This window comes from Nocardioides sp. zg-1230 (assembly GCF_013155335.1).
In the GTDB taxonomy this organism is placed as follows: domain Bacteria; phylum Actinomycetota; class Actinomycetes; order Propionibacteriales; family Nocardioidaceae; genus Nocardioides.
In genome coordinates, this window is the sequence record NZ_JABJQZ010000002.1 from 475179 (window position 1) to 500752 (window position 25574).

The window sequence follows — 25574 nt, forward strand, 5'->3', positions numbered from 1 at the left end:
GCGTCGACGTCTGAGTCCTGCACAGGCACAATCCGATCGAAGGGAAAGACGATGACCACACATCCCACCGACTCCCGATCCGACGCATCGATGCCGGAGCCCGCGACGACCGCGGGCATGACATCGTCCTGCTGCTCACGGGCGAAGCAGTCGACGTGCTGCGATGCCAGCGAGAAGTCCGACTGCTGCGGTGCCGCGGCCGGCGATGGCTGTGGCTGCCAGTGACGCGCCCCTGCTCGACCGGCGTTGTCCTCGAGTCAGCGGGCGGTGCGACAGCTACCCTCCGGCCTGTCCGATCCGAGGAACACTCTGTGCTTGATGCTGTGTTCGACGCACTGTCCCCCGCCTCCCGGTACCACCGCTACCTGACGGGCTTGTCGCAGCTGACCGGCTCCATGCGCACGGCTCTGACGGCCGTCGACGGTCACTCGCACATTGCCTGGGTCGGCGAGATCGACGGGCACCCCGTGGCAATCGGGCGACTGATCCGAGTGGCTCCCGGCACAGCCGAGATCGCATTCGAGGTGGTTGACGCCCATCAGGGTCGCGGGCTCGGAACCGCTCTTCTCGACACTCTGATGACTGTGGCCTCGGTATCAGGGATAGACAGGATCCAGGCAACCGTCCTGCCCTCCAACGACCGTTCGCTGCGCCTGCTCAGAGCGATCGGGATGGCGTTCCGGGTCGAAGACGGGTTGCTTGAAGGCACCGCGCCGGTGAGGCTTCGCGAGACTTCGGTCGTCGACCGCGCGGCTGTGGTTCGGCTCGCACTGAGCACTCACGCCGAGAGCGGATGCATGGCCGACTCAGCGTGAGACCTGAGCAGGACTCCGTACGGCGCCGTCGCCCGATGTCGCCACGGGCTCTCTCGCACGTGCGCGACGATGGGCGCGACCGAACGCGCACACGGGCGAGGCGGACCCGCCTCGCCCACTGAGGAGAGAGAGTGCCTGGGAGCACGCAGATGCCCGCACCGGCCCTCGAGGCCCGGCGGGAGGTCGAGGCCGACGTGGTGGTGATCGGTGGCGGCCAGGCCGGTCTGGCCACCGGGTTCTACCTGCGGCGCGCCGGCCTCGCGCCGGGGCGCGACTTCGTGATCGTGGATGCGGCGGACCGACCCGGCGGGGCGTGGCCGCGCACCTGGGACGGGCTGCGGCTGTTCTCGCCGGCGGGCTTCTCGTCGCTCCCGGGGTGGATGATGCCGCCGTGGAACGACGCCACCCGCGGCTTCCCACCGCGCGACCACGTGGTGGCGTACCTCACCGGGTACGAGGAGCGGTACGACCTGCAGGTGCTGCGCCCGCACCGAGTGGGGTCCGTGCGCCGAGCCGAGGACGGGTCGGACGGTCGCCTGCTCGTCGACACGGCTGGACTCACCATCTCTGCCCGCGCGGTCGCGTCCGCGACCGGGACGTGGGACCGACCGTTCTGGCCGTCGTACCCGGGAATGCGGGACTTCGCCGGCCGGCAGCTGCACGCCGCGGGCTATCGGTCCCCGGGGGACTTCGCCGGTCAGCGGGTCGTCGTCGTGGGTGGCGGGAACTCGGCGGCGCAGATCCTGGCGGAGGTCTCGACCGTCGCCGAGACGACGTGGGTCGCGACCCGGCCGCCGCGGTTCCTGCCCGACGACGTGGACGGCCGGGTGCTGTTCGCGACCGCCCGCGCGCGGATCGAGGCGCTCGAGCAGGGGCGCGCGCATGCCGGCGTGGCCGGGCTGGGCGACATCGTGATGGTCGCCAGCGTCAAGGACGCCCGGGCCCGCGGCGTCCTGCACGCTCAGCCGATGTTCACCCGGCTCACCGCCGGCGGTGTCGCCTGGGCGGACGGCACGACCCAGGGGTGCGACACGGTCATCTGGTGCACCGGGTTCCGTCCCGCGCTGCGTCACCTGCGTCCCCTCGGTCTGGCCCGGGGTGGGCGCATCGCCGTGGGTGGCCCCTCGGGGACGCAGGCGTTGGCCGAGCCCCGGCTGCACCTCGTCGGGTACGGCGACTGGACTGGGCCCGCGTCCGCGACGCTGGCCGGCGTCGGACCATCGGCCAAGGCGACAGCGGCGGCACTCATCGACCGCTAGCGCAAGACGGCTTCGGCGCGCGAGTTGCGCCCCGGTCGTTTGATCAGCCACTATTGACTCAACAACGGTTGAGCGAACGGACGAGTCATGGACTTCGACGCACGGGTGGCGGCGCTGGCGGCGCTGGCTGATCCTGCGCGTCTGCGGATCGTCGACGTGCTGGATGCCGGTGACGCCTCGCCCGGGGAGCTGCGCACCCAGCTCGGACTGCCCTCGAACCTGCTGGCCCATCACCTCAAGGTGCTGGAGCAGGTCGCCATCGTGTCGCGGCACCGCTCCCATGCCGACAGGCGCCGCACCTACCTGCGCCTGCACCGTGAGCGCCTGGTCGGGCTGCTGCCTGCCGCGAGCGCGCAGGGCACGGAGGTCGCCTCGGTGGAGCGGGTGGTGTTCGTGTGCACCGCGAACTCCGCACGCTCGCAGCTCGCGGCCGCGCTGTGGCAGCAGGTCAGCCCCATCCCCGTGGCCTCGGGCGGCACGCACCCCGGCCCCGCGATCGCACCGGGCGCGGTCTCCGCGGCGCGCCGGCACGGACTGCGCCTCGTCCAGGAGCGGCCGCAGTCCCTGGACGGGCTGCTGCGCGACGGGGACTACGTGGTCACCGTGTGCGATGCCGCTCACGAGGACACGTACGCCACTGACGACAAGACGCCGATTCGCCTGGCGGGAGTGAGCCACTGGTCGGTGCCCGACCCGGTCGCGGTCGGCACCGATGCGGCCTTCGATGCGGCGTACGACGACATCGCCGGCCGGGTCGCCGACCTGGCCCCTCGCCTCTCATCCCAGCCCGCCGCGGACGCGTCCTAGGAGCCCGTCATGACCACCGAACAGCACCAGGACCGGCAGCCGGCATGGATGTCGCTCGACCAGCAGCTCGCGCTCAAGACGGCCGCTGCCCGGCTGGCCGAGGAGTTCACGGGCCTCTACGGACCCCAGACCATCGGCCGGTTCCTCGAGTCCTCGTTCGACCAGTTCGCCGACCGCGCCACCGTGATCCGGTTCCTGCCGCTCCTGGCTGAACGGTGGGCGCGTCAGCGACTGCACGCCCTGGCCAAGGTCGAGGGTCTGGCGCACACCGGCACGCCGACGGTGCTGTTCCTGTGCACCCACAACGCCGGCCGCTCGCAGATGGCGCTGGGGTTCTTCAACCACCACGCCGGCGCCAACGCCATCGCCTGGTCCGGCGGGTCCGAGCCCGGCATCGAGGTCAATCCGGCAGCCGTCGAGGCCATGGCCGAGCGCGGCATCGACATCGCGGCCGAGTTCCCGAAGCCGTGGACCGACGAGGTGGTCCGTGCCGCCGACGTCGTGGTGTCCATGGGCTGCGGCGACGCGTGCCCGGTGTTCCCCGGCAAGCGGTACGAGGACTGGGACGTCACCGACCCCGCCGGCCAGTCGCTGGTCGACGTACGGCCCATCCGTGACGAGGTCGAGCGGCGAGTGCTGGACCTCCTGGCCGACCTCGGTGTTCCCGCCGCCACATCCACCATCGCATCCGGGAAGCAGGCATGACCCACACCACCCCCGAGACACCCCGCGCCTCCCACGGCGAGGCAGACGGCGACGTCCTGCACCGCCTGTCGACCCTCGACCGGTTCCTGCCGGTCTGGATCGGCGTCGCCATGGTCGGCGGCCTGCTCCTGGGACGGTTCGTCCCGGGCCTGGACGACGCCCTCGCCGCCGTCGAGGTGGGCTCGGTGTCGCTGCCCATCGCCATCGGTCTGCTCGTCATGATGTACCCGGTGCTGGCCAAGGTCCGCTACAACGAGCTCGGTCACGTCACGGGTGATCGACGCATGCTGGGCACGTCCATCCTGCTCAACTGGGTCCTCGGACCCGCGCTGATGTTCGCGCTCGCGTGGCTGATGCTGCCCGACCTGCCCGAGTACCGCACCGGCCTCATCATCGTCGGACTCGCGCGGTGCATCGCGATGGTCCTCATCTGGAACGACCTGGCCTGCGGTGACCGCGAAGCGGCCGCCATCCTGGTTGCCCTCAACGCGGTCTTCCAGATCCTCGCGTTCGCGGTCCTGGGCTACTTCTACCTCCAGGTCCTGCCGGGATGGCTCGGCCTCGACCAGACCGACCTCGACGTCTCCATGTGGTCCATCGCGAAGTCCGTGCTGGTGTTCCTCGGCATCCCGCTCCTCGCAGGCTTCCTGACCCGGACGTTCGGGGAGCGAGCCAAGGGCCGCGAGTGGTACGAGGGGACCTTCCTGCCCCGCATCGGCCCGGCCGCGCTCTACGGCCTGCTGTTCACCATCGTCCTGCTCTTCGCGCTCCAGGGCGACACCATCACCAACCAGCCCCTGGACGTCGCGCGCATCGCGCTGCCGCTCCTTGCCTACTTCTTCCTCATGTGGGGAGGCTCGATGCTGCTGACCAAGGCGCTCGGGTTCGACTACCAGCGAGCCACCGCGGTGTCGTTCACCGCGGCCGGCAACAACTTCGAGCTCGCCATCGCCGTTGCCATCGGTGTCTTCGGCGTCACCTCGGGCCAGGCGCTCGCGGGCGTCGTGGGCCCCCTCATCGAGGTGCCCGTCCTCGTGGGCCTCGTCTACGTCAGCCTCTGGGCACGCCGCTTCTTCCCCCGGCCCACTCGCGCCACCGAAACCTCACCCGCAGGAGCATGACCATGACCGACACCACCACCGACACCGCCACCGACTCCGCCACCGACTCCGCAAGCACGCGCGAGACGCCGCACGCCCCGACCGTGGTCTTCGCCTGCATCCGCAACGGCGGCCGCTCGGTCATCTCCCGCGTCCTCACCGAGCACTACGCCGGCGGCCGCGTGGTCGCGTTGTCGGCCGGCACGCAGCCCGGTGAGCACATCCACCCCGAGGTCGCCGACGCGCTGGCGAAGCTCGGCCTGGACACCTCGGCGGAGACCCCGACGAAGCTGACCCGGGAGACCATCGAGGCGTCCGTCATGGCCATCACCCTCGGATGCGGCGAGGAGTGCCCCTACGTCCCGGGCGTGACGTACGTCGACTGGCCGGTGGCAGACCCGGGCGGCCAGGACGAGGAGACGGTGCGCGCCGTCATCGCCGACATCGATGGCCGGGTTCGTCGCCTGCTGGTCGAGCTCGTCCCCGACATCGACCTCCCGCCCTCCGTCCTCGCCTGACCCTGCACGACGGGCAGCGCCGGTCCGCTCAGTCGGCCCTGCGGCGCTCGAGGAGCACGGTGTCGCGCCAGACGCCATCGAGCTGGGCGATGCGCGAGCGGACCGCGAGGGTGGCGTACCCGGCCGCGTGGTGCAGGGCGATGGAGGCCCGGTTCTCCGGGAAGATCGACGTCTGCAGCGTCCACAGGCCGCCGGCGTCGGCCTCCGTGACCTGGCGCCACAGCAGCGACTTCCCGACCCCCCGGCCGCGGGCGGCCTCGGTGACGTACACCGAGGACTCGCCGACGCCGGCGTAGCAGGCGCGCTCGGAGACCGGGTTGACGGCGGTCCAGCCGACGACCCGGGTGCGGCCGTCGACCTCGGCCTCGGCGATCCAGCGGTGCCCGGGCAGCCACTTCGCCGCCAGCGCGGCCAGGTCGGGCACCTCGGTCTCGAAGGTGGCGTTGCGGGTGGCAATGCCCTCGGCGTAGATGTCGCGCACGACGGGCAGGTCGTCGTCGGCCATCGCGCGTGTGGTCACGTCGGCGGGGAGGTCCTCGGGACAGCAGGGCCGGGCAGCCAGGGTGCCCATGACGACGTCTGCGGCGTGGGGCAGGCCGGTGCAGCAGGCGGGGTTGACCGAGACGTGCTTGCTGGTGCCGACGCGGTCCACGGAGAGGAAGCCGACGTCGGCGAGCTTCTGCACGTGGTGGGTGACGGTCGGCTGGCTGATGCCCAGCTCGATGGCCAGGTCGCCGATGCGGATGTGCCCGGCCGCTGCGGTCGAGACAGCGTGCAGCAGTCGCACCCGGGTCGGGTCGGACAGCGTCGAGAACCAGCTCGCGAACCTCTCTGCCTCCGCGCGGTCGAGCACCCGGTCGTCGGCGTCCGTGTCCACGACGGGACCGCACGCCGGGTCGAGGCACGGGGTCTGGTCGAGGGAGTCGACGGCCGCATCAGGGTTGGTGGTGGTCACGGCGCAACCTTACATCGAAGAATGTCGATGAAAGCCTTGTCTCCATCGACGCAGGTCGATACTGTCTCACGCATCGACCATCGTCAATGTCCCAGGAGCACGCCAATGACCGCCGTTCCCCAGTCCTCAGCGCAGGCCTCCCCGCTGGCCTCGTTGCCCGTCGTCATCATCGGCGCCGGCCCCATCGGCCTCGCGGCCGCCGCGAACGCCCAGGCCCGCGGGATGAGCGCCGTCGTCCTCGAGGCCGGCCCGGCAGCGGGAGCCTCCGTCAGCGCGTGGGCCCACGTGCGACTCTTCTCGCCCTGGAGCGAGCTCGTCGACCCGACAGCGGAGAAGCTCCTCGCCCCGACCGGTTGGGTCGCCCCCGACCAGGGCGCGTACCCGACCGGCGGCGACTGGGTCGCCGACTACCTCACCCCGCTGGCGTCCGCACTGGACGCGACCGACGAGGTGCAGGTGCGCTTCGACGCCCGCGTGGTGGGCGTCGGTCGTGCCTCGCGTGACCGGATGGTCGACTCCGGTCGCGCCGACGACGCCTTCGCCGTCCACGTCGACGGCCCGTCCGGCCGCGAGCGGCTGCTCGCTCGCGCGGTCATCGACGCCTCGGGCACGTGGACGAAGCCGAACCCGCTGGGCGCGGACGGCTACCCCGCCCTGGGCGAGCCCGAGGTCGCCGGACGCATCACCTACGGCATCCCCGACTTCACCGACCCGCAGGTCGTTGCCCGGTTCGCCGGCAAGCACGTCGCGCTCGCCGGCAAGGGCGCGTCGGCGCAGAACGTCCTCGTCGGGCTCGGTGAGCTCGCCGCGCAGCACCCGTCGACCAAGGTGTCGTGGCTGTTGCGCCGCCCAGCGGTCGGTGACGCGTTCGGCGGCGGCGACAACGACCAGCTCGAGCAGCGCGGCAAGCTCGGCCAGGACGCCAGGACAGCCGCGGCCAGCGGCCTGGTGACGACCCTCACCCAGTTCCGCACCGGTTCGGTGGACACCCAGGTTGATGGACGCCTCGTCCTCACCTCGGTCGACGGGCAGCAGGTCGTCGACGTCGACGAGGTCATCGTCGTCACCGGCTTCCGACCCGACTTCACGTTCCTGTCCGAGGTCCGCCTCGACCTCGACCCGGCCCTGGGTGCGGTGCGGGTGCTGGCCGACCAGATCCGTCCCGACCTGCACTCGTGCGGCGACGTCGCCCCGCACGGCCACCGCGAGCTCACCCAGCCCGAGCCCCACCTCTACCTGGTCGGGATGAAGTCCTACGGCCGGGCCCCGTCGTTCCTCGCCATGACCGGCTTCGAGCAGGTCCGGTCCGTGGTCGCCGCCATCGACGGCGACCTCGAGGCAGCCGACCGCGTCGAGCTCGTCCTGCCCGAGACGGGCGTGTGCGGCGGCTCCGGACTTTTCGACGGCGCCCCGGCGGCGTCGGAGGCGGGCGGCTGCTGCGGCACCGCGCCCGCCCTGTCGATCGTCTCTGCGCCGGAGGCCATCACCATCGGCGCCTCTCCCGCCAGCGCCTCGACCAGCTGCGGCTGATCCGACACCGGCATCGGGAGCACCAGACGGTGGAGCCAGCAACGGCAGGCGTGGAGCCCGCGGTCGTCGATGACCGCGGGCTCCCGCACGCCGCCCTGCGCCGGGTCACGGTCGTGCTGTGCGTGACCGAGATCGTGTCCTGGGGCGTGATGTTCTACGCCTTCCCCGTCCTGGCCACCAGCATCAGCACTGCTGAGGGGTGGCCGATGGTGTGGCTGGTCGCGGCGTTCACGCTCGCGCTCGTCACCTCAGGCGTGTGCGGGGTGTGGGTGGGGCGCCACATCGACCACGCCGGCCCCCGCAACGTGATGACGGCAGGCTCTGCCGTGGCCGTTGTCGCGGTGCTCGCGCTGGCGGTCGCGCCGAGCTTGCCGTGGTTCTTCGCAGCCTGGATCGTGGTCGGCGCCGCGATGTCCGCGACGCTCTACGCGCCGGCGTTCGCGGCGGTGACCGGATGGGCCGGCCGCGACGCACGCCGCAGGATCCGGTCGCTCACGGCCATCACGCTGGTCGCCGGTCTGGCCTCGACGGTCTTCGCGCCGCTGACCGCGCTCCTGCTCGTCCATCTGGGGTGGCGCAGCAGCTACCTCGTGCTGGCCGTCGTCCTTCTGGCGACGGTGCCGCTGCATGCGTGGGGACTACGCCCGAGGTGGGTGTCGACGCGCAGTCGGGCCGAGCCGGACACCGACCCGACGACGGTCGCCAGCTCGACCGCGGACGCCGAGTGCGTGCCCTTCGATGTGCGGGCCTTCACGCTGCTGGTCGTGGCGATGGCGTTGGCAGGGTTCGCCGTGTACGCCGTCGTCATCAACCTGGTGCCGCTGCTGACCGGCAACGGCCTCACGACGTCCCAGGCTGCCGTCGCGCTCGGCGTCGGCGGGGTGGGGCAGGTGGTGGGCCGGGTCTTCTACGGGCCGGTGCTCAGCCGCCTCGGGCCGACCACCCGCGCGGTGACGACCATCGCCGGGGTGGTGGCCACCACGGGCGCGCTGGCGCTCTGGCAGTCGCCGTACGCGTTCGTGTGCGTGCTCTCGTTCCTCTCCGGCACGGTGCGTGGCATCTTCACCCTGATCCAGGCCACCGCCGTGGTGGACCGGTGGGGCGTGGGCGACATCGGTCACCGCAACGGCATCCTGACCGGCGCCGTCACCGTCGTCGCGGCGTTCGCGCCGTGGGTGGGTGCGGTGCTCGCGACCGTGCTCGGCTCCTACGACGCGACGTTCGCGCTGCTCGCCGGCCTGGCTGTGGTGTCGGTGCTCGTCCTGCTCGCCGGGGCGCGGCCGCTGCGCCGTGAGGCTCGGGGGCGAACCGTCGTGGGTTCCTGAGCCGTCAGGCGGCGCCGGACGTGGGCGTCGCCGACGCGACCAGGTGTCCTGCCGCGAGCTTCGCGGCGCGCGGCGCTCCGGGGTCGGCAGCGAGGGCGCCGTCGGAGAGGCCCCCGTCCAGCAGCAGCGCGAGGGTGCGCGCGAGGGCGTCGGGGTCCTCGGCGCCGGCGCGTGCCGCGAGGTCGCGCATCCAGGCGAGGACGGACCGCTTGTGGGCGACCGTGCGCGTGTGGATGGCGGTGCCGGGCGCCGCTTCGGCGGCTGCGTTGATGAACGCGCAGCCCCGGTAGCCCTCCCGCCGGCAGGCCGTACCAAGCGCGTCGAAGAGCCCGACGAGCTGGTCGGCCGGCTCGGGTCCGGCTGCCTCGGCGGCGGCGTGGAGCTGGGCCGTCCAGATCGCGTCCACCCGGTCCAGGTAGGCGAGCACGAGCTCGTCCTTGGCAGGGAAGTGCTTGTAGAACGTCGCCTTCGCCACGCCGGACTCGCTGATGATCAGGTCCACGCCGACCGCGCGGATGCCACGCGCGTAGAAGAGCCGGAACGCGGTGTCGAGGATGCGGTCGCGGGCGGGGGAGGAGGTCACCCCTTGATGGTAGACAGATCTGTCTGATAGCGTCCATCGAGGTGGCAGACAGATCTGTCTACTCATCCCTCTTCGAAGGACGTTCCCCCATGAACATCGCAGTTCTCGGCACCGGCATGGTCGGCCAGGCGATCGCCGGACGCCTGGACGAGCTCGGTCACTCCGTGGTGATCGGCACGCGCGACCCCGGGGCGACGCTGGCCCGCACCGAACCCGACCAGATGGGCAACGCGCCCTTCTCCGCATGGCACGCGGCGCACGCGGGCGTCGAGGTGGCCACGTTCGCCGACGCGGCCGCCCGCGCCGACCTGGTCGTGAACGCCTCGTCGGGTGCGGCCACCCTCGACGTGCTCGAGATGGCCGGCGCGGACAACCTGGCCGGCAAGGTGGTCGTCGACATCGCCAACCCGCTGGACTTCTCCGCCGGCTTCCCTCCCACCCTGTCCGTCAAGGACACCGACTCCCTGGGCGAACAGGTGCAGCGTGCCTTCCCGGAGGCGCGGGTCGTCAAGAGCCTCAACACCCTGACGGCTTCGCTGATGGTCGACCCGAAGGCGCTGGGGGAGTCGAGCACCGTCTTCGTCTCCGGCGAGGACGCCGCCGCCAAGGCCACGGTGGTGGAGCTGCTCGAGTCCTTCGGTCACGACGACGTGATCGACCTCGGCGGCATCGAGACCGCCCGCGGGACCGAGATGCTGCTGCCCGTCTGGCTGCGACTCATGGGCACGCTCGGCACCGGCCACTTCAATTTCAAGATCGTCCGCTGAGCCGCGACGTCTGAGACTGAGGAGCAGCCATGAAGCTCGGCGTGCACCTGGTGAACTTCACCCTCGCCGGTGGCCCGGAGGCGATCGGCCCCACGCTCGCCGCGACCGGGAGGGCCGCCGAGGAGGCCGGACTGGACAACCTCTCGTTCATGGACCACTACCTCCAGCTGGCCTTCCTGTCCGCCGCGGACGACCCGATGCTGGAGGGCTACACCGCGCTGGGCTTCCTGGCGGCCCACACCACGTCGGTGCGGCTCCAGCTCCTGATGACAGGGGTGACCTACCGCCACCCGGGCCTTCTCGCCAAGATCGTGTCAACCCTCGACGTGCTCTCCGCTGGGCGTGCCGCACTCGGACTCGGTGCGGCCTGGTACGAGCGGGAGCACCGCGCCCTCGGTGTCCCGTTCCCTCCGCTCGCCGAGCGCTTCGAACGGCTCGAGGAGACCCTCCTCATCGTGCGCCAGATGTGGAGCGACGACGACGGTCCCTTCGAGGGCACCCACTACCAGCTCGCCGAGACGATCAACTCGCCACAGCCCCTGCAGCGACCGCGCCCGCTGATCATGGTCGGCGGCGGCGGGGAGAGGAAGACGCTGCGGCTCGTCGCGAAGTACGCCGATGCCTGCAACGTGTTCGCCGCGGCCGGGGCCGGCCCCGACGAGGTCGTCCACAAGCTCGACGTCCTGCGCGACTGGTGCGAGCGGGAGGGCCGGCAGTACGACGAGATCCGCAGGACCGTGCTCTACAACGGATCTGTCGGCCAGCACGCCGCCGGCGCCGCCTCCTTCGTCGAGGAGATGCGAGCCCTCGCGGACGTCGGCGTCGACGAGGTGCACGTGATGCCGCTCCACGGCGACCCAGTGGCATTCGTCAGGGCCCTCGGCGAGCACGTCGTACGCCCCCTGTCCCGGCTCTGACCCAGGCCGGCTCGGGCCGGGTTCACGTGGTCCCAGCACGGGGAGCCGGGAGCAGGGTGGTGACCAGGAACGCAGCGACCACGGCCACCACGACCTGCGGCGTGACCGAGACGCCGTCCGCGCCGAGCAGCAGCGTGGCCAGGAGCGTCGAGGTGAGGGGGAGTCGGAGCATGGCGGCGCACATCGCGCCGATCCCCATGCCGATCGCGGGCGCCAGGTCCATGCCGGGCAGCCCGGAGACCGCGATGCCGAGGACGGCGCCGATGAACATCGCCGGGAAGACCGGTCCTCCGCGGAAGGCGCTCAGGGCCAGGCCGTAGGCCAGGGTCTTGCAGGCGGCGAGGAGGAGGAGGACCCCGGTCGAGTACGACGTCGCGTCCGCGACCAGCTCGGGCAGGGCGTCCTGGCCGGAGAACAGCACCTGCGTGAAGCTGCGGTCCGACACGAGCTGGTAGACCATCGCGGTCGAGCCGATGGCCAGACCGAGCGCCGTCGTCACCAGCACCCGGTTGACGTGCACGAGGGGCCGCAACGACAGCCCGATCCAGCGGATCAGCCAGCTGAGGGCTGCGCAGCCGACTCCGATCGGCAGGGCCCACAGCATCGTGGCGATGGTCGGGTCGGTGGCCGGCGGCACGGAGGTCAGGGACAGGGAGAAGCTCCCGAGCCCGGTCCAGCTGTTCATCCCGATGAACACGAGTGCCCCCACGCCGGACGCCAGCAGTCCGGGAAGCGCCACCAGCGTCAGTGTCGCGCCACCGATGCCGGCCGCCTCCATGATCAGGAACGCGGCGAGCACGGGGGAGCCGAGCAGGGTGCTGATCGCCGCGAAGCTGCCTGCCGACGCCATGACTGTCAGCGCCATCGGGGGCGCGTCCTTCCTCGCCAGGTGGACGGTCAACGCCGCGAGGCCGCCGCCGATGGCGATCAGCGGTGCTTCTGGTCCGAGGACGGCGCCCAGGCTCAACGTGGTCAGGGCGGCCAGGGCGACGCCGGGGAGCTCCTTGGGGGTCGGCGGACCTCCACCTGTCTGGAAGCCGAAGGCGGGCGAGTGCCCGCCCGTGCCGGGCAGGTAGCGGATGGTGAGCCCGGTCAGCAGCCCGCACACGGCCAGCCAGGGCACTGGCCACCAGGCGGGCGCACCCCCCTCGAACATCGCGTCGGGCAGGTCGACGAAGACGAGCTGCTGGACCTCGGTGACGAGCGCCAGGAAGCCGTAGGCGACGGCCGAGATGGGCACGCCGAGCACGGCGGCGAGCAGCAGGGCCGCGAGGTACGGTCGCGAACGGACGACTGCCGCCGCGTCGACGACCGGTGGGTCGCCCGCCGACTGCGGATCGTGCTGCTCGTACGCCGGAGTCGTCAGTAGCCCGTCCCCTTCTTGGTCTTCTCCCGCTCGACGTGCGCCGTCCCGCCCTTCGTGTCGAGCGTGGTGCACGCGTCCTCGATGTCCCGGGTCAGCCGCTCCACCTGCTCGCGGCTCATCGTCTCCTTCACCAGCGCCCGCATGATCTTCACGTCCTCCGCTTTCGGGGGGAGGGTGTAGGCCGGCACCATCCAGCCCCGCTCCGCCGACAGCTGCCAGGCGATGTCCGACTCGTCGTACGACGTGTGCTCGCCGGCGAGCCGGAACGCCACGAGCGGCAGCTGCTCGGCACCGGCGCCGATCACCTCGAACCGGCCGCTCTCGCGCAGGTTGGTCGCGAGCGCGTCGGCGTTCTGCTGCATCTGCTCCATCACGTACGTGTAGCCGTCGCGTCCCAGGCGGACGAAGTTGTAGTACTGCGCGAGGACCATCGCCGCACCCGTCGAGAAGTTCAGGGTGAAGGTGGCGTCCAGCGTGCCCAGGTAGTTCTCGTAGAAGACCAGGTCCTCGGCCAGGTCGGCCTGCTCGCGGAAGACCAGCCAGCCGATGCCCGGATAGACGAGCCCGTACTTGTGCCCCGACACGTTGATGGAGCGAACCTGCTCGAGTCGGAAGTCCCACGGTGAGTCGGGGTAGAGGAAGGGCCAGACGAAGCCCCCGCTGGCGCCGTCGACGTGGAGGGGGATGTCCAGGTCGCGCCTGGTCCTGATGTCGAGCAGGAGGTCGTTGATGCCGACGATGTCGTCCATGTGCCCGGTGAAGGTGGTGCCCAGGACGGCCGCAACGCCGATCGTGTTGTCGTCCAGGTGGGGTTCGACGTCCTCGGGGCCGATCGTGTACTTGCCCTCCGCCAGCGGGATGATCCGGGGTTCGACGTCGAAGTAGCGGCAGAACTTCTCCCACACCACGTGGACATCGCCCCCGAAGACCAGGTTCGGCCGGTCCGTCGGCAGGTGGGCGGCCTGTCGGCGCTCCTTCCACTTCCACTTCAGTGACAGCGCGCCGAGCATGATCGCCTCGGACGAGCCCTGGGTCCGGCACCCCGTCGTCGGGCCGGGGGCGTGGAAGAGGTCGGCCAGCATCCGCACGCAGCGCTGCTCGATCTCGGCCGAGATCGGGTACTCCGCGTGGTCGATGAAGTTGCGGTGCAGGTTCTCGGCGATGATCCGCTGGGCCTCCGGCTCCATCCAGGTGGTCACGAACGTGGCCAGGTTGCGCTGCGGATCGCCTTCGAGGGCCAGGTCCTCGGCCACGAGTCGCATCGCCTCCGTGGGGCTCATGCCGCCCTCGGGGAAGGACGTCGCCGGCGCCTTCTCGGTCAGGAACCGGTTGCCGAAGAGCGCTTCGGCCTCACGCTTGCCCAGTGTGCTCATGGGATTGCTGCTCCTCCACAGGTGTCGGGTCGGACGGTCGGGCGGGTGGACGAGGCCCCCGATGGCGAAGCAGACGGCGCCGGTGAAGGCCCCCGTTGACGAGCTCGCTGATTCACCGCCACGACCCACCACGTGAGGTCGTGGACGCGTACGGCGACCCGGCCGCCGCCGACCTCGAGCATCGCGAGGTAGGTGGTGTCGACGGCGACAAGCGCCTCGCCTCGCTGGGCCAGGAGCGCCCCCGTGGCGAAGAGCCGCCGACCACGAAGGCACAAGCGGCCACCCGGTTGATCCTGACGAGTCGTCGTCCCACAGCGGTTCCCTCACCCCTTGCCCTCACCCTCCGGGTGGCCCGGTCGTCCGACCAGTACCGCACGACCCCGAGCGGGACGGCCTCATCCGCGTCGGGTGAACGAGCGCGGAGGAAAGAGCGTGGGTCGCCCCTCGTCGAGTGGGTACGGAGGGCGGTCACGAACGAGGAGATGGTGTGGACGTCGCGTTGCTGCTGGTCTGCTTCGCTGCCCTGCTGGTGGTCGGCGTGCTGCTGTCCGAGCTGGCCAACCGGACGGTGCTGTCGACGGCGGTGCTGTTCCTGGTCGGTGGTTTCGTGCTCGGCCCGGGGGTGCTCGGCGTCCTGGACGTGCAGTCCGGGGACCCGGCCGTCTCGGTGCTGGCGGAGCTCGCCCTGTTCTCGGTGCTCTTCAGTGACGGCATGCGCGTCGGCGTAGACGAGCTCCGGGCGGCGTGGCGACTCCCGGGACGCGCCCTGGTGCTCGGTCTTCCGCTCACGCTGCTGGTCACGGCGGCGCTGGGCCACTGGGTCGCGGGCCTCCCGTGGCTCGAGTCCCTCTTGCTGGGGGCCGTGCTGTCACCGACCGACCCCGTGTTCGCCGCTGCCATCGTCGGACGTCGCGAGGTGCCGGGGCGGTTGCGTCACCTGCTCAACGTCGAGTCCGGCGTCAACGACGGACTGGCGCTGCCCGTGGTGCTGGTGCTCCTCGCGGCCGCGGGAGGGACCGACACGAGCGGCTGGGCCTTGGCCGAAGAGCTGGCCCTCGGGATCGTCATCGGGGTCGGGGTGCCCTGGGTGGTGCTGCGGCTGGAGCGCCTGCCGTTCCTCGCCAGTGTCACGCACCTGCAGCCGTTGCTGCCGGCGGCACTGGGCCTGCTGGTGCTCGGGCTCTGCTTGAGCACGCACGCCAACCTGTTCCTCGGCGCGTTCGCCGCCGGGGCGACGGTGGCGACCATGTCGGACGAGCTGCGCCATGAGTTCGAGCAGCTCGGTGAGCTGGTCGCCGAGCAGCTCAAGCTGGCTGCCGTGCTCCTCTTCGCCGCCTTGATGACACCGACCTTCCTGCTCGAGGAGATCTCCTGGACGGGCTGGGCCTTCGCCGTCCTGGCCCTCGTGGTGGCGCGACCGCTGGCTCTGTGGGTGGCCTTCCTGGGCTCCGGGCTGGGGCGGCGGGAGCAGGCCGCCGCGATGTGGTTCGGCCCCAAGGGCTTCGCCTCCGTGGTCTACGGACTCATCGTGCTCGAGTCCGGCATCGGGCTCGCCGACGAGCTGTTCCACCTCACGGCGCTCACCGTCAGCCTGTCCATCCTCGCGCACTCCTCGACGGACGTGGTGGTCGCGCGGCAGTTCGTCACCGACGACGTCGACAGCCGTTGACGTCCGTCAGGGTCGCAGCTCCTCCTGCAAACCACCGGGGTGTGCACGTGCGGGGCGCCGGTCGCGATCAGCTCCCGCCCGGGGCCGTCGCGACCTCGTCGTGGCCGTGGCCGTGGTCGCGGGCGAAGGCGGCCAGGACCTGCGCCGTGCCCCCGCCCGCGTGCAGGTAGCTGGAATAGAGGAGCCGCGTCCTCGCCCTCCAGCTCAGGGCCAGGACGGTCCGGGCGAGGGTGCCGAAGCCACTGGGTGCCACAGCGTGTGGTAGATGTCGCGCAGCGTCGCAGCGACCACCACGAGGCCCAGGCTGCTGACGACCCAGCTGTCGAGGTCGCTCAAGGCAGCCCGAGGGGTCGTGCGGGGACCGCGCCGAGCGCATCCCACAGCACGCGGACGCCCGTCGCCGAGGCCTCGGCAGAGCCGCTGAAGTCGGGCACCGGGCGGGCATCGGCCTCCTCCCGGGTGGTCGCCGGTCCGTTCTCCTCGATGTCCTGGACGAGCCAGTCCATCTCCTTGATCTCCTTGCGCTGGGTGGCGGCGATGCCGTCGGCGAGCTCGCGGACCCGGAGGTCCTCGATGCCGGCGCGCTCGCTGGTGAGGATGGCGATGGAGTGGTGCGGGATCATCGCGTTCATGTAGCTCTGGTCCTCGACCAGGGCCTGCGAGCGGGACAGGTAGAACGCTGCGCCCCCCAGCACCAGGGCCGTTGCGACGACGATCGCGTTGAGCCGCCGGTCCCGGTACATCATCCCCGCCATGAAGGCGAGCATCACCAGTGCCATCATCGAGCCCATCAGCACGGCCATGTAGACGCGCTCCTCGCTGAAGCGGACGTGGTCGACGCTGAAGACGTTGGTGTACGTCAGGGCGAACATGAGCGCGGTCGAGGTCAGGATCATCAGCCCGAGTCGCGCGTACATGCGTCCGTTGCTGTGGTCCGATCCGTCGTGCGGCTTCTGCTCCTCGGAACGGGAACCCTTCGTGTCGCGGTGTCCCGCGGAGTCCTCGGCCATGTCGCCATCTCCTCGATCTGGTCGTCGTCCCCGTGCACTGCGTCCGTGCCCGTTCGAGATGCGATCCATGCGCTCGCGCAACCATCTGCGGGACGGCAGCAGGGCGGTCAGCGCAGGTGGTCGTCCGTGGGCAGCGGGGTGGGTCCGTCTCGGGCCACGGGTGCAGTCTGGCCCAGCGAGCGCAGCGCTCGAGCGACGGCGTCGCGGTGCTCCGGCAGTGCCGCCTCCTGGACGTCGACCAACATCGTGCGCAGGCGCCGCTGCACGCGCTCGGAGTCGGCGCCCCAGTGCGCGATCTCGTCGACGGCCAGGCGGAGGTGGTCCTCGAACGTCGCCCGCGGCACGTGGACTGCGAGGCGGCCGTCCTCGTCGAACGTCTGGCGCTGGGGCAGGGGGCGGGCAGCCAGGCGCCGCAGCAGGTCGTGGAGCTGGTCGATCACCTGGACGGCGGTGGTCGGGTCGTTGATCCCGGGGGAGAGGGCTCGCTCGGCGATGTCCACCAGCTGGCGGAAACCGAAGCCCGGGTCGTCGTCGAGAACCCGTTCCTTTCCGAGGTGCACCCGCGCGCGCAGGGATTCCTCGTCGGGCAGGTCTTCGCCGTGCACGTCGAGGAGCGCCGAACCCTCGGGCACGAACTCGCCGATCGCCCGCAGCACCCGGATGGTCGCCCCGTGCTCTGCGGCCAGCGCGAGCAGGCCCTGGTCGTCGACCTGCTGGACGACGCCCGGTGCCTCCGCCGCGACGCGGTGCCCTGCCGTCGCAGGCGGGGCGACTCGGGGCCGAGCCTCGGTGTCCGCCGGGTACGAGCGTTCGATCGCCTCGCGGGTGTCCTTCGCGATCTGGGTGATGATCGTCGCGGCCCGGATCGACTGTGCGATGTGGTCGATGTAGAGGAGGAAGACCACCACGCTGGCCAGCACGAAGCCGAACGCAACGGTCACCGAGATCTGCGGGACGAAGGTGTCCGTCTCGGCCGTCCCCCGCACGGCGCGGAGCACCACCAGCGAGTAGACGAAGGTCGCGACGAAGACCCCGAGTGCGACCTGGTTGACCCAGTCGCGCAGGAAGGTGCGGAGGACACGTGGGGAGAACTGGCTGCTGGTGAGCTGGAGCACCACGACGGTGATCGAGAACACCAGGCCGGTGAACGAGATCATCGAGGTGATGATGGCCGACAGCAGGGATCGGGCTCCCTCGGGACCGCCGGCGAACAGCAGGGGGAGCGTGAGTGAGGTGTCGAGCCAGTCGTCGAGCGCGGTTAGCCCGAGGCCGAGGAGCGCGGCGAGCAGGGCGAAGACGAGGGGCAGCACCCAGAACTTGTCGCGCAGGCGCGTCAGGAACCTCCTCACCGGACGTCGTCCGGCGAGGGCTGCTGGGTGAGGAGGCTCAACGTCCCGTCGGTCTCCAGCACGACCGCGGCGACCGAGCCCAGGTCGGCGTGACCTTGTCCGCGTGCCGCTTGGGCGACCTCGCCCCTCGTGACCCGCTCGCGCCGCATGGCGTCGTCGAGGAACCCGTTGCGGTAGATCAACGCGGGCCGGGACTTCACCAGACGCTCGACCCTCCGGCTTCGCGTCGACGCCCACGCCACGACGTACTGCAGGGCGGCCAGGAGCGCGAGCGCGAGGACGCCCTCAGCGAGAGCCACGGTCGACGACAGCAGCACGGTCGCCAGCGTCGAGCCGAGGGCGACGGTGACGACGAAGTCGAAGGCGTTGAGCTTGGCCAGCGTACGTTTGCCGGAGCTGCGCAGCAGCACGACCAGCGCGGCGTAGGCGCACGTCCCGACCACGGCGACGCGGACCAGTCCCGACCAGCTGTCGAAGAACATCGGCCTCCCTCTCGAGCCTCAGGCAGTGGAGGCGATGGTCAGAGCGCGGCGAGGAGGTTGTTGCAAGCCTCCTCGCACCGGCGGCAGGCCTCGGCGCAGATCCGGCAGTGCTCGTGCATCTCGGCGTGCTGGGCGCACTCGTCGCCACAGGACTTGCACGCCCGGGCGCACGCCTCGAGGACGGCGCGGAGGATGGCGACGTCGGGGGCGGTGTGTCGCGACAGCACGCGTCCGGTGGTCTCGCAGATGTCGGCGCAGTCGAGATCGGTGCGGATGCAGTGGCGCAGGTCGGCCACCGACTCCTCGCTCAGGCACGCGTCGGCGCAGGCGGTGCACGTCTGCGCGCACTCCAGACAGGCTTGGATGCACTCGGCCAGCAACTGCCGGTCGACGGCGACCTCGGCCGGCGAGCTGTCCATCATCGCGGTGATCGTGTGCGTCATCTCAGGCTTCCTCTCGAACGGGGTGTTGTCCGTCTCCGTGCCCAGTGCGGCATGGTCCATGCGTCGGCGCAAGCAATTCATTGCGGTGGCGCATCGAACCGAGGAGGTCGGGTACGGCGAACTGGTCAGGGACGCGCAGCGACACAGGCGCGCGCCGGTGTCGAGCGGACGAGGACGTGGGTCGGGTGCGACGAGTCGACAGGATCGCGGAGCCGTGGGGCCGGCGGACGCCCTACGGCAGTGGCGGGGACTGGCCGGTACGGGTGGACACCCACCTGGCCGACGACCTCGAGCCGGAGGACGTGGATCGCTGGGTGCAGTCGGCCTCGATCCTCCACTCCAACGGCGACGGCATCGACATCGCGGTGAAGGACGACCGGATCGTCGGGGTGCGGGGTCGAGCCCGAGACCGCGTGAACCACGGTCGCCTCGGCCCCAAGGACCTGTACGGCTGGCAGGCCAACAACTCGCCCGACCGGCTCACCGCGCCGCTCGTCCGACGCGACGGGGAGCTCGTCGAGACCGACTGGGACACCGCGATGGACGCGGTGGCGGGCCGGACGCGCGAGCTGCTCGAGGAGCGCGGTCCGAGCTCGGTCGCGTTCTACACGAGCGGCCAGCTCTTCCTGGAGGAGTACTACACCCTCGGCCTGATCGCACACGGCGGCATCGGCACCAACCACGTCGACGGCAACACCCGGCTGTGCACCGCCACGGCGGCCGCGGCACTCAAGGAGTCGTTCGCCAGCGACGGCCAGCCCGGGTCGTACACCGACATCGACCATGCCGACACCATCTGCCTCTACGGCCACAACATGGCCGAGACCCAGACCGTGCTCTGGACGCGCGTCCTCGACCGCCTCGCCGGACCGAACCCGCCCCGCATCATCTGCGTGGACCCGCGGGAGACGCCGGTCGCCCGTCACGCGGACGTGCACCTCGCGCCCCGTCCCGGCACCAACGTCATGCTGATGAACGCGCTGCTGCACGAGCTGCTGGAGCACGACTGGGTCGACCACGCGTACGTCGACGCGCACGCGGTCGGCTTTCCCGAGCTGCAGAAGATGCTCGACGGCTACACCGTCGAGCGCGCCGCCGAGGTCTGCGGCGTCCCGGTCGAGGACTTGCGTAAGGCCGCGCGCCTCATCGGCACCTCGGAGCGGCTCTTCTCCACGGTGCTGCAGGGCTTCTACCAGTCCCACCAGGCCACCGCGGCCGCTGTCCAGGTCAACAACGTCCACATCGTCCGCGGCATGCTCGGGAAGCCCGGTTGCGGGCTGCTGCAGATGAACGGCCAGCCGACCGCGCAGAACACCCGGGAGGCTGGGGCCGACGGCGACCTCCCGGCGTTCCGGAACTGGTCGAACGACGCTCACATCGAGGACCTCGCCGGGGTCTGGAACATCGATCCGATGCAGATCCCGCACTACTCGCCGCCCACCCACGCGATGCAGATGATGCGGTACATCGAGGACGGCTCCATCCGCTTCCTCTACGTCACCGCGACCAACCCGGCCGTGTCGATGCCCGAGCTACAACGGATGCGCTCGATCCTGTCGCAGGACCGGCTCTTCCTGGTCGTGCAGGACATCTTCCTGTCCGAGACGGCCCAGCTCGCCGACGTGGTCCTCCCGGCCGCGACCTGGGGAGAGAAGACGGGCACGTTCACCAACGTGGACCGCACCGTCCACCTGTCGGAGAAGGCGGTCGACCCGCCGGGACAGGCGCGGCCCGACCTGGACATCCTCCTCGACTACGCCCGGCGGCTGGACCTGCGCGACAAGGACGGCGATCCGCTCGTGAAGTGGCGCACCCCCGAGGAGGCGTTCAAGGCCTGGAAGGAGTGCACCCGCGGGCGGCCGTGCGACTACACGGGCATGACCTACGACAACCTCCGCGGTGGAAGCGGCATCCAGTGGCCGTGCAACGACGAGCACCCGGACGGCACGGAGCGTATCTACGTCGACGGCGAGTTCTGGTCGCGGCCGGACTACTGCGAGAGCTACGGCCGCGATCTGGTCACCGGCGCTGCGGTGTCCCCGACCGAGTACAAGGCCCTCAACCCCGACGGGAAGGCGGTCATCAAGGCCGGCGAGTACCTCCCGCCCCACGAGCTGCCGTCGGAGGACTTCCCCTTCCAGCTGATCACCGGGCGCACGCTCTACCACTTCCACACCCGCACCAAGACCGGTCGCGCCCCGGAGCTGCAGGCCGCTGCGCCCGACGTCTGGGTCGAGACCTCGGGCGCGGACGCGGCGGAGCAGCAATGGGCCGAGGGCGACCTGCTCCGGGTCACCACCCCCCGCGGGGAGGTGACCGCCCGGCTGCGGATCAGCGGGATCCGTGAGGGCGTGCTGTTCCTGCCCTTCCACTACGGTTACTGGGACACCGAATCCGGTCACGAGCCGGGCGGTGACGAGCACGGCCGCGCCGCGAACGAGCTGACGCTCACCGACTGGGACCCGGCCTCGAAGCAGCCGATCTTCAAGACGGCCGCCGCCGCGGCGGAGCGCGTCCAGGAGTCCGGCGGCGTCCCCGCGCCTGCGCCGACGACGACTGCTTCGCGGCCGGTCGACGGCGACGTACCAGCCACCAGAGGCATCGCAACCGCCCTCGCCCGCGAGGACAGCACGACCACGGAGGTCGACAGATGAACATCGTCACCACGCTCCGCAGCCTGCACGGCAACAAGGTCGGTGCGGCCATCGAGGAGCTGCACCGCTCCGAGAACGACCTCGCCGGCGCCCTGCTCAACCTCAGTGACCAGCAGAGGACCGACCACGAGATCTTCTACGTGGCGCGCGACATCGCACGGTGGTCCCAGGAGCACGTGCGCGAGCTGGCCCGGGTGGGCGGCGACTACGGCCTCGACCTCGACCCGGAACCGGAGGACGAGTCGACGCTCGTGGCGAGGATGAAGCAGAAGGGCGCCGAGCTGGTGGGACGCCACCACGAACCGTCGCTGCTGCTGCTCGCCGACCTCCGTCACATCCACCGGGTCTCCTCCGGCGTGTCCCTCGACTGGGAGGTGCTCGCCCAGACCGCCCAGGCGATGCGGGACACCGAGCTTCTCGCCGTCACGCAGGACTGCCACCCCGAGACGCTGCGACAGATGCGCTGGGCCAACGCCAAGGTCAAGGAGACCGCGGCCCAGGTCATGGTCACCGGCTGAGAGGGCCTCGATGTCCGACACCACCCACCCCCCAGGCCACCCCGCAGGCCACCCCGCAGGCCACCCCGCAGGCCACCCCGCAAGCCACGCCGCAGGCCACCCCGCAAGCCACGCCGCAGGCCAACCCGCGACCCAGCCCGTCGGCCCGACCACCCGGGTGATGCTGCGGCCCATCGCCACGGCCCTGCCGCTCGGGTTCCTCGCCCTCGGCGTGGCCACGCTCTCGTTCGCAGCCGTACAGCTGAGGTGGATCCCCCCGACAGAAGGCCACACGGTCGCGCTCGGCGTGCTGGTGCTCACGGTGCCGCTGCAGCTGCTGGCCGCCGTCATGAGCTTCCTCGCGCGCGACCCCGTCGCCGCGACCGGCATGGGGATCCTCTCCGGGACGTGGGCGGCCGCCTGCCTGGCCACGCTCACGTCTGCGCCGGGGGCGGCGAGCGACGGGCTGGGCGTCATCCTGCTCTGCTCGGCAGCCTGTCTGCTGGTCCCCGCGACCGCTGCGCGGGCCAAGGTCGTCCCCATGGCGGTGATCCTGCTCAGCGCCACCAGGTTCGCCGTCACGGGTGTGGCGGAGCTCGAGGGAGGACGCGGCTGGATGGAGGCCGCCGGCTGGGTCGGCGTCGTGCTGGCCGTCCACAGCCTCTGCGCGGCGCTGGCGCTGGAGCTCGAGGGGAGCGAGTCACGCACTGTCCTGCCCCTCGGAAGGCGAGGGGCAGCCGCCCGTGCGGTGGCCGGCGACTGGGCGAGCCAGGTGGCCGGGGTCGAGCACGAGCCCGGCGTACGCCAACAGCTGTGACGCACGACCCCCTTCCGACGACCGACCAGGAGGTCGATGTGGACCCCGACCGCGAGCGGGCGACCGAGGCGATGATGCCGGTGTCCCGCACACTGACGGCGATCGTGGCTCGCACGCTCACCGAGGTGGGCCAGGAGATCACGGTGCCCCAGCTGCGGGTGCTGGTGCTGCTGAACTCGCGTGGCCCGATGCGGCTCTCGACCATCGCCGAGCACCTCGACGTGAACCCGTCCAACGCGAGCCGGACGTGCGACCAGCTGGCGAGCGCCGGCAGGGTGACGCGCCAGGAGGACGAGAACGACCGGCGCAGCGTGGTTCTGGCGCTGTCCGACGACGGTGCTCGCCTCGTCAACGGCCTGATGGCCCGCCGGCAGCAGCTCGTCGACGGCGTCGTGGCCCGCATGAAGCCGTCGGACCGCCGGGCCCTGGCGACCGGGCTCGAGGCGTTCACCGCCGCCGTCGCCTCGGCGCCGCCGGACGAGACCATCGGCCTGCCGGACGGGCGACTGATCCCCTGGCTGTTGTGAGCCGTGGGTGCGCGGCCTGGGCCGCGGCGGTCGAACCGGAGCGGAGGCATACCCCATCGTGGGGATGCCCTCGGCGCCGAGCGGCGCCCTAGTGTCGGGATCCCCCCATTCACTGTGCGAAGGAGATCCCTGATGCCCAGACGGTTCCACCTGGCCGTGACGGCGGCCGCGACAGCGGCCCTGCTCGGCGCCATGACCAGCCCGCCGGCGTACGCCGACCCGAACAACAACACCGTCCGCAAGCTCACGAAGGCGGTGACCGTCGACGGCGTCGTCGAGCACCTCGAGGCCTTCCAGGAGATCGCCGACGAGAACGGGGACAGGGCCGCCGGCCGGCCCGGCTACGACGCGTCCGTCGACTACGTCGTCGAGCAGCTCGAGACTGCCGGCTACGACCCCACGGTCCAGGAGTTCGAGTTCCCCTACTTCGAGGAGAACTCCGAGCTGATCAGGGTCTCCCCGAACCCGACGACCTGGGAGGAGGGCAGTGACTTCATCCGCAACCGGTTCGACTCCGGTGTCCCCGAGGGCACCGCGACCGGCACGCTCTTCGTGATCCCCGCTGCTGACGCGACCGATGGCTGCGAGGCGGGCGACTTCGCCGGCATGGCGGCCGGGCAGATCGCGCTGATCGAGCGAGGCGGGTGTGGATTCGCCATCAAGGCTCTCGCAGCCCAGAACGCGGGTGCGGCCGGGGTGGTCATCTACAACAACACCGCTGGTCTCGTCGGCATGATCGGTGACGCCACCGGCCTGACGATCCCTGCGGTCTTCGCGCTCACCGAGGTCGGGGCCGACCTGGCCAGCACCCCGGGGGCCACCGTCACCGTGACCGTCGACTACGCCGCCGAGATCCGCACCGCGTCGAACGTCCTCGCCGAGACCAAGGCCGGCAACGACGACAACACCGTCATGGCCGGTGCCCACCTCGACAGCGTCCAGGACGGTGCGGGCATCAACGACAACGGGTCCGGCAGCGCCGCCCTGCTCGAGACCGCCATCCAGATGGCGAAGGTCAAGCCCACCAACACCGTGCGCTTCGCCTGGTGGGGCGCGGAGGAGGAGGGCCTGCTCGGGTCGGAGTACTACGTCGACCAGCTGAGCGAGGAGGAGGCCGAGGACATCGCGCTCTACCTCAACTTCGACATGGTGGCCTCGCCCAACTACATGTTCGGCGTCTACGACGGCGACAACTCCGGCGGGACGGCTGCTCCCGGTTTCATCCCGGAGGGCTCGGCGGAGATCGAGGACGTCTTCGAGAAGTACTACTCCGACCGCGGCGAGCCGTTCCAGGACAGCGAGTTCTCCGGTCGCTCCGACTACGGGCCGTTCATCGCGGTGGGCATCCCGGCCGGTGGTCTCTTCACCGGCGCCGAGGTGCCGAAGACCGCTGCCGAGGCGGAGCTCTACGGCGGCGTGGCCGGGGCGTCGTACGACCCGTGCTACCACGAGCCGTGCGACAACCTGACCGGCGAGGGCCAGGACGAGGCGCTCTACGACCAGCTGCGCGACGACTACACCCTCATCGGCAACGTCAACGTGCACGCGCTGGACGTCAACTCCGACGCCATCGCCACGGCGGTCCTCACGTTCGCCTACGACACCTCGACCGTCAACGACGCCCCGGGCCACCCGGGACGTGGTCTGGTGAAGCCCGGTGAGTTCGAGCGGGCCATGGCGAAGATGACCGACCGACTCGCCCGCTGAGGAAGCTCAGAGGAACGGTGAGGGCGGGCCGCCCCCAGGCCCGCCCTCACGTCCTCGGGCGACCTCAGCCGGCGCGTCGTACGACGAAGCGCACCCGTCCGCTGTCCTCGGTCACGGCGTCGAGGAGCCGACCCCGGACCCGGGGCACCGCCGCCTCGTCGAGGAACACCCGCGCACCCTCACGCTCGACGACCTCGTCGCCCTCCTTCGGGCCGGACGTCATCCCCACTCCGAGGGCGTCCGTCCCCCCGTCCTGCGACGCGATGCGCAGACCGGACCCCTCGCCGAGACGAGGGTGCGCCGTCACCCGGCTGACAACGGCTCGTGCCTTGTGGGTCATCGTGAACATGTCGGGCTCCTCTCGTTGGCTCCGTCTCCATGGAGACAGCCGCGGAGGGC

26 protein-coding genes are annotated in these 25574 nt (G+C 71.0%); 16 read left to right on the top strand and 10 right to left on the bottom strand.

Translation table 11 applies throughout. The features are described 5' to 3' along the window. The first annotated feature begins 221 nt into the window (after positions 1–221). The 6 genes from HOO61_RS10270 to HOO61_RS10295 all read left to right on the top strand — a co-directional run bounded on the left by HOO61_RS10270 (position 222) and on the right by HOO61_RS10295 (position 5204). Positions 222–815 carry an N-acetyltransferase family protein gene (locus HOO61_RS10270; RefSeq protein WP_367650115.1) on the top strand — a complete coding sequence of 198 codons (594 nt, stop codon included), beginning with the start codon at positions 222–224 and terminating at the stop codon, positions 813–815. Positions 816–964: 149 nt separating this feature from the next. Beyond that, a complete protein-coding gene (locus HOO61_RS10275; RefSeq protein ID WP_172258587.1) occupies positions 965–2074 on the top strand; it encodes an ArsO family NAD(P)H-dependent flavin-containing monooxygenase in 1110 nt (369 codons plus the stop codon). An 87-nt stretch (positions 2075–2161) separates the two neighbouring features. Beyond that, positions 2162–2881, top strand: a complete 720-nt coding sequence (locus HOO61_RS10280; protein ID WP_172258588.1) for a helix-turn-helix domain-containing protein — start codon at positions 2162–2164, stop codon at positions 2879–2881. A gap of 9 nt (positions 2882–2890) precedes the next feature. Further along, entirely contained in the window at positions 2891–3586 is a 696-nt protein-coding gene (locus HOO61_RS10285) for an arsenate reductase ArsC (RefSeq protein ID WP_172258589.1), read from the top strand. Continuing rightward, complete coding sequence (gene arsB, locus HOO61_RS10290) at positions 3583–4707, top strand: ACR3 family arsenite efflux transporter (protein WP_301539012.1); 1125 nt, start codon at positions 3583–3585, stop codon at positions 4705–4707. Before HOO61_RS10285 ends, arsB begins: the two co-directional genes overlap by 4 nt. A 2-nt stretch (positions 4708–4709) precedes the next feature. After that, positions 4710–5204, top strand: a complete 495-nt coding sequence (locus HOO61_RS10295) for a low molecular weight phosphatase family protein (RefSeq protein WP_172258590.1) — start codon at positions 4710–4712, stop codon at positions 5202–5204. A gap of 28 nt (positions 5205–5232) precedes the next feature. Here HOO61_RS10295 and HOO61_RS10300 read toward each other — a convergent pair whose 3' ends face one another. After that, complete coding sequence (locus HOO61_RS10300; RefSeq protein WP_367650116.1) at positions 5233–6159, bottom strand: helix-turn-helix domain-containing GNAT family N-acetyltransferase; 927 nt, start codon at positions 6157–6159, stop codon at positions 5233–5235. A gap of 105 nt (positions 6160–6264) precedes the next feature. Here HOO61_RS10300 and HOO61_RS10305 point away from each other — a divergent pair, with 105 nt between their 5' ends. Next, positions 6265–7689 (top strand): NAD(P)-binding domain-containing protein, encoded by a 1425-nt coding sequence (locus HOO61_RS10305; protein WP_172258591.1) that lies wholly within the window; start codon positions 6265–6267, stop codon positions 7687–7689. 29 nt (positions 7690–7718) lie between these two features. Beyond that, a complete protein-coding gene (locus HOO61_RS10310; RefSeq protein ID WP_216658774.1) occupies positions 7719–9014 on the top strand; it encodes an MFS transporter in 1296 nt (431 codons plus the stop codon). Positions 9015–9018: 4 nt separating this feature from the next. Here HOO61_RS10310 and HOO61_RS10315 read toward each other — a convergent pair whose 3' ends face one another. Next, positions 9019–9597, bottom strand: coding sequence for a TetR/AcrR family transcriptional regulator (locus tag HOO61_RS10315; RefSeq protein WP_216658775.1), 579 nt, complete (start codon positions 9595–9597; stop codon positions 9019–9021). 89 nt (positions 9598–9686) lie between these two features. Between HOO61_RS10315 and HOO61_RS10320 the strand changes: the two genes are divergently transcribed. Beyond that, positions 9687–10364 carry an NADPH-dependent F420 reductase gene (locus HOO61_RS10320; protein ID WP_172258593.1) on the top strand — a complete coding sequence of 226 codons (678 nt, stop codon included), beginning with the start codon at positions 9687–9689 and terminating at the stop codon, positions 10362–10364. Positions 10365–10393: 29 nt separating this feature from the next. Further along, the gene (locus HOO61_RS10325; protein ID WP_172258594.1) at positions 10394–11281 is read left to right on the top strand and encodes an LLM class F420-dependent oxidoreductase; all 888 of its coding nucleotides are present in this window, start codon (positions 10394–10396) and stop codon (positions 11279–11281) included. A 22-nt stretch (positions 11282–11303) separates the two neighbouring features. Here HOO61_RS10325 and HOO61_RS10330 read toward each other — a convergent pair whose 3' ends face one another. Both HOO61_RS10330 and HOO61_RS10335 read right to left on the bottom strand, forming a co-directional pair. Further along, a complete protein-coding gene (locus HOO61_RS10330; protein ID WP_216658776.1) occupies positions 11304–12521 on the bottom strand; it encodes a chloride channel protein in 1218 nt (405 codons plus the stop codon). A gap of 122 nt (positions 12522–12643) precedes the next feature. Beyond that, the gene (locus HOO61_RS10335; RefSeq protein WP_172258595.1) at positions 12644–14020 is read right to left on the bottom strand and encodes a glutamate decarboxylase; all 1377 of its coding nucleotides are present in this window, start codon (positions 14018–14020) and stop codon (positions 12644–12646) included. Positions 14021–14507: 487 nt separating this feature from the next. Here HOO61_RS10335 and HOO61_RS10340 point away from each other — a divergent pair, with 487 nt between their 5' ends. Continuing rightward, complete coding sequence (locus HOO61_RS10340; protein WP_216658777.1) at positions 14508–15689, top strand: cation:proton antiporter; 1182 nt, start codon at positions 14508–14510, stop codon at positions 15687–15689. Between the two features lie 67 nt (positions 15690–15756). On the opposite strand, the gene HOO61_RS10345 is transcribed toward HOO61_RS10340, so the two are convergent. From HOO61_RS10345 to HOO61_RS10365, 5 genes are all read right to left on the bottom strand, one after another. Beyond that, positions 15757–15942, bottom strand: coding sequence for a hypothetical protein (locus HOO61_RS10345; RefSeq protein WP_172258596.1), 186 nt, complete (start codon positions 15940–15942; stop codon positions 15757–15759). A gap of 79 nt (positions 15943–16021) precedes the next feature. Next, positions 16022–16699, bottom strand: a complete 678-nt coding sequence (locus tag HOO61_RS10350) for a DUF305 domain-containing protein (RefSeq protein ID WP_253942243.1) — start codon at positions 16697–16699, stop codon at positions 16022–16024. A 107-nt stretch (positions 16700–16806) separates the two neighbouring features. Next, positions 16807–18048: a DUF2254 domain-containing protein gene (locus HOO61_RS10355; protein WP_172258597.1), complete on the bottom strand. Its 1242-nt coding sequence runs from the start codon at positions 18046–18048 to the stop codon at positions 16807–16809. After that, a complete protein-coding gene (locus HOO61_RS10360; protein WP_172258598.1) occupies positions 18045–18530 on the bottom strand; it encodes a DUF421 domain-containing protein in 486 nt (161 codons plus the stop codon). The genes HOO61_RS10355 and HOO61_RS10360 overlap by 4 nt, the downstream gene beginning before the upstream one ends. A gap of 38 nt (positions 18531–18568) precedes the next feature. After that, positions 18569–18973 carry a four-helix bundle copper-binding protein gene (locus tag HOO61_RS10365; protein WP_172258599.1) on the bottom strand — a complete coding sequence of 135 codons (405 nt, stop codon included), beginning with the start codon at positions 18971–18973 and terminating at the stop codon, positions 18569–18571. Between the two features lie 263 nt (positions 18974–19236). Here HOO61_RS10365 and HOO61_RS10370 point away from each other — a divergent pair, with 263 nt between their 5' ends. The 5 genes from HOO61_RS10370 (at position 19237) to HOO61_RS10390 (ending at position 25175) form a co-directional block, all read left to right on the top strand. Next, positions 19237–21627 carry a molybdopterin oxidoreductase family protein gene (locus tag HOO61_RS10370; protein ID WP_367650117.1) on the top strand — a complete coding sequence of 797 codons (2391 nt, stop codon included), beginning with the start codon at positions 19237–19239 and terminating at the stop codon, positions 21625–21627. Continuing rightward, complete coding sequence (locus tag HOO61_RS10375; RefSeq protein WP_172258601.1) at positions 21624–22145, top strand: hypothetical protein; 522 nt, start codon at positions 21624–21626, stop codon at positions 22143–22145. The genes HOO61_RS10370 and HOO61_RS10375 overlap by 4 nt, the downstream gene beginning before the upstream one ends. Before the next feature lie 160 nt (positions 22146–22305). Further along, positions 22306–22941: a hypothetical protein gene (locus HOO61_RS10380; RefSeq protein ID WP_172258602.1), complete on the top strand. Its 636-nt coding sequence runs from the start codon at positions 22306–22308 to the stop codon at positions 22939–22941. After that, positions 22938–23468: a MarR family transcriptional regulator gene (locus tag HOO61_RS24085; protein WP_172258603.1), complete on the top strand. Its 531-nt coding sequence runs from the start codon at positions 22938–22940 to the stop codon at positions 23466–23468. The genes HOO61_RS10380 and HOO61_RS24085 overlap by 4 nt, the downstream gene beginning before the upstream one ends. A gap of 132 nt (positions 23469–23600) precedes the next feature. Next, positions 23601–25175, top strand: coding sequence for a M28 family metallopeptidase (locus HOO61_RS10390; RefSeq protein WP_172258604.1), 1575 nt, complete (start codon positions 23601–23603; stop codon positions 25173–25175). Between the two features lie 64 nt (positions 25176–25239). Here HOO61_RS10390 and HOO61_RS10395 read toward each other — a convergent pair whose 3' ends face one another. Continuing rightward, positions 25240–25524: a hypothetical protein gene (locus tag HOO61_RS10395; protein ID WP_172258605.1), complete on the bottom strand. Its 285-nt coding sequence runs from the start codon at positions 25522–25524 to the stop codon at positions 25240–25242. Positions 25525–25574 lie beyond the last annotated feature (50 nt).

Coding starts and splice junctions, on each gene's coding strand:
- HOO61_RS10395 (WP_172258605.1), bottom strand. CDS start 25,524: ATGTTCACGATGACCCACAAGGCACGAGCCGTTGTCAGCCGGGTGACG.
- HOO61_RS10360 (WP_172258598.1), bottom strand. CDS start 18,530: ATGTTCTTCGACAGCTGGTCGGGACTGGTCCGCGTCGCCGTGGTCGGG.
- HOO61_RS10305 (WP_172258591.1), top strand. CDS start 6,265: ATGACCGCCGTTCCCCAGTCCTCAGCGCAGGCCTCCCCGCTGGCCTCG.
- HOO61_RS10295 (WP_172258590.1), top strand. CDS start 4,710: ATGACCGACACCACCACCGACACCGCCACCGACTCCGCCACCGACTCC.
- HOO61_RS10285 (WP_172258589.1), top strand. CDS start 2,891: ATGACCACCGAACAGCACCAGGACCGGCAGCCGGCATGGATGTCGCTC.
- HOO61_RS10320 (WP_172258593.1), top strand. CDS start 9,687: ATGAACATCGCAGTTCTCGGCACCGGCATGGTCGGCCAGGCGATCGCC.
- HOO61_RS10280 (WP_172258588.1), top strand. CDS start 2,162: ATGGACTTCGACGCACGGGTGGCGGCGCTGGCGGCGCTGGCTGATCCT.
- HOO61_RS10275 (WP_172258587.1), top strand. CDS start 965: ATGCCCGCACCGGCCCTCGAGGCCCGGCGGGAGGTCGAGGCCGACGTG.
- HOO61_RS10365 (WP_172258599.1), bottom strand. CDS start 18,973: ATGACGCACACGATCACCGCGATGATGGACAGCTCGCCGGCCGAGGTC.
- arsB (WP_301539012.1), top strand. CDS start 3,583: ATGACCCACACCACCCCCGAGACACCCCGCGCCTCCCACGGCGAGGCA.
- HOO61_RS10335 (WP_172258595.1), bottom strand. CDS start 14,020: ATGAGCACACTGGGCAAGCGTGAGGCCGAAGCGCTCTTCGGCAACCGG.
- HOO61_RS10380 (WP_172258602.1), top strand. CDS start 22,306: ATGCTGCGGCCCATCGCCACGGCCCTGCCGCTCGGGTTCCTCGCCCTC.
- HOO61_RS10350 (WP_253942243.1), bottom strand. CDS start 16,699: ATGGCCGAGGACTCCGCGGGACACCGCGACACGAAGGGTTCCCGTTCC.
- HOO61_RS10390 (WP_172258604.1), top strand. CDS start 23,601: ATGCCCAGACGGTTCCACCTGGCCGTGACGGCGGCCGCGACAGCGGCC.
- HOO61_RS10325 (WP_172258594.1), top strand. CDS start 10,394: ATGAAGCTCGGCGTGCACCTGGTGAACTTCACCCTCGCCGGTGGCCCG.
- HOO61_RS10375 (WP_172258601.1), top strand. CDS start 21,624: ATGAACATCGTCACCACGCTCCGCAGCCTGCACGGCAACAAGGTCGGT.